This window comes from Mycobacterium sp., from assembly GCF_049280035.1.
Classification (GTDB): Bacteria; Actinomycetota; Actinomycetes; order Mycobacteriales; family Mycobacteriaceae; genus Mycobacterium.
Genome location: NZ_JBAPPI010000748.1, coordinates 1 through 3225 on the forward strand (window position 1 = coordinate 1; position 3225 = coordinate 3225).

The window sequence follows — 3225 nt, forward strand, 5'->3', positions numbered from 1 at the left end:
TTGGCCGCCGCCGAACCCGGCGACCTCGACGACCTCAGGTTCTCGGTTCTCGGATTCGGCGACTCGTCGTACGCCGAGTTCTGCGGCTTCGCCCGCAAGCTCGATGCCCGGCTCGAGTACCTCGGCGCGCAGCGCATCGTGGACCGCGCCTTGTGCGAACCGGACTTCGAAGCGACCGCACAAGCCTGGACCGGTCGGGTCACCGCAGCGCTGAGCGACCGTGATCCTGAGCCGGTTGCATCGAAACCATCTGCACAACGGTCATACTCGCGAGCTAGCCCGCTTCGGACCACAATCATCAGCAACGTCGCACTTTGCGGTGCGGGGTCCGATAAGGACGTCCGCAGCATCGGATTCCAGCTGCCACCGGGGACGCTGGAGTACGACGCCGGCGACGCGCTCGGCGTGTGGCCCTACAACGCGCCCGAATCCGTCGCCGAGTTCCTCGAGCTGGCCGCCCTGGACGGCGCCGTCGAGATCGCTGTCGGCGAGCAGACGATGCCCCTTGCCGATGCTCTTCACCGCCGACTGGACATCACCCGCATCACGCCGGACCTGCTGCGGTTCGTGCACGAACGGTATCCGGCCGACGACTTGCAGGCCGCGATCGACGACTCCCCCCACTTCGCCGAAAGGGTTTGGGGGCGACAGACTCTCGACCTGTTGAGCAGTCACCCGGTCAAAGCCGAACTCGACGAGTGGCTGGACGTGCTGCGACCGTTGGCGCCGCGGCTGTACTCGATCTCGTCGAGTCCGCTCGAGGACCCGACCCGGGTGCATGTCACGACCGCGGTCGTCCGTTTCGAGTCGACGGCCGCCGCCACCGACGGCGCGGTGCGGCACGGCGTCTGCTCGGGATATCTGGCGGACCTGGCAGCCGGCGCCGAGGTGGATGTATTCATCCAGCGCACCAAGCACTTTCGGCCGCCGCAGGATCCGGATACGCCGGTGATCATGGTGGGACCGGGGACCGGTATCGCACCGTTCCGCGGATTCCTCCACGATCGTGCCGCACGCGGGCATGCCGGCGCCAACTGGCTGTTTTTCGGTGAGCGGCACGAGGCCTTCGAGTTCTACTACCGCGACGAGCTGGACGCCTTCCGGCGTTCGGGGGTGCTCACCCGCCTGGACACCGCGTTCTCGCGCGACGGGGCAAACAAGCTGTATGTCCAGGACCGGATGCGGGAAAGCGCCGCTGAACTGTGGAAGTGGATCGCCGACGGCGCACATCTGTATGTCTGTGGCGATGCTTCCCGAATGGCGCGGGACGTCGACGAGGCGCTGCGCGGCATCGTCGCCGAGCACGGCGGACGAAGTCCGAAGAGCGCGGTGACGTATCTGCATGCGATGTCGGCCGAAGGGCGGTACTTACGTGACGTCTACTGAGAGGAGCGAACGGGTGCGGACACGCACGGTAGTGGTCATCGGTCACGGCATGGTGGGACACCGATTCGTCGAGGCGCTGCGGGCGCGGGACACCGACGGTGCCTGGCGGATTGTCGTATTGGGCGATGAGGCCGACGCCGCCTACGACCGGGTCGGCCTGTCGTCGTACGTGGGTGCCTGGGACCGCTCACTGCTCGCGCTCACCGGTAACGATTACGCCGGCGACGATCTCGTCGACCTGCGCCTCGGCCACCCGGTCACCGGCATCGACCGAAACGCCAAGCGGGTCAGCGTCGCCGACGGGTCGACGCATGCCTACGACGCCCTGGTGCTGGCCACCGGTTCGTACCCGTTCGTCCCGCCGGTGCCGGGCAAGGACTGCGACGGCTGTCACGTGTATCGCACGCTCGACGACTTAGATGCGATCCGCGTCGACGCGGAGGCCGCGCTGGCTCGTGACCCCAAGGCTGTCGGCATCGTGGTCGGCGGCGGATTGCTCGGCCTGGAAGCCGCTAACGCACTGCGGCTGATGGGGATTCGGCCGCATGTCGTCGAGTTCGCGCCGCGGCTGATGCCGCTTCAGGTCGACGAGGCCGGCGGCGAGCACCTGATGCGGTTGGTGTGCGCGCTGGACATCGACGTCACCGTAGGCGCCGGAACGTCCGCTATCGAGCGGGTCGACGGCGCTGATGGGATCGGCCGACTTCGTGTCACCCTCAGCAACGACGAAGTGATCGACGCGGCGCTGCTGGTGTTCTCGGCCGGCGTCCGCCCCCGCGACGAGCTGGCCCGGGCGGCCGGCCTCGACATCGGCGAGCGCGGCGGCGTGGTCTGCGACTTATCCTGCGCCACCAGCGATCCCGGCGTCTACGCCATCGGCGAGGTCGCCGCGATCGAGGGCCGCTGCTACGGCTTGGTCGCACCCGGCTACACAACCGCCGAAGTGGTGGCCGACCGGTTGCTCGGCGGCGACGCCGATTTCCCGGGCGCCGACCTGTCCACCAAACTCAAGCTGCTGGGCGTCGACGTCGCCAGCTTCGGCGACGCGCTGGCCACCACGCCGGGCGCGCTGGAGGTCGTGGTCTCCGATCCGATCGGGGGCACCTACGCCAAGCTGGTGCTCTCCGACGACGTCCAAACCCTGCTCGGCGGCATCCTAATCGGCGACGCGTCCAGCTACGGCGTGCTGCGGCCGCTGGTCGGCTCGAAGCTGCCCGGCGACCCCGTCACCCTGATCGCGCCCGCCGGCTCCGGCGGCGGGCCGGCGATCGGTGTGGGCGCGCTGCCGGCAGACGCGCAGATCTGCTCCTGCAACGACGTCACCAAGGGCGCGCTGGGTGAAGCGATCACCGGCGGTGCGTGTACCGTCGCCGACCTCAAAGGCTGCACCAAAGCCGGCACCTCGTGCGGCTCTTGCGTGCCGCTGCTATCCCAGCTGCTGGCCGCCGAGGGCGTCGAGCTCTCAAAAGCGTTGTGCGAGCACTTCTCTCAATCGCGGGCCGAGCTGTTCGAAATCGTCCAGGCAAGTTCCGTCCGGACGTTCTCCGGCCTGATCGAGCGGTACGGCACCGGCACCGGCTGCGATATCTGCAAGCCGGTGGTCGCCTCGATCCTCGCGTCGACCAGCTCCGATCACATCCTCGACGGCGAGCAGGCATCGCTGCAGGACACCAACGACCACTTCCTGGCCAATCTGCAACGCAACGGCACCTACTCGGTGGTGCCGCGGGTGCCCGGCGGGGACATCACCCCCGAGCAGCTGATCCTGATCGGCGAGATCGCCCGCGACTTCGGCTTGTACACCAAGATCACCGGCGGACAGCGCATCGACATGTTCGG

At 68.1% G+C, this 3225-nt stretch carries 2 protein-coding genes; both read left to right on the forward strand.

Features of this window, described 5'->3' with window-relative positions; genetic code table 11:
• Positions 1-1386 (forward strand): diflavin oxidoreductase (locus WAN71_RS24035; RefSeq protein ID WP_422227732.1); only part of this gene is annotated, 1386 nt, incomplete at its 5' end.
• Positions 1387-1435: 49 nt separating this feature from the next.
• Positions 1436-3225, forward strand: a 1790-nt coding sequence (gene nirB, locus WAN71_RS24040; RefSeq protein WP_422227733.1) for a nitrite reductase large subunit NirB, incomplete at its 3' end; no start/stop codon positions are given.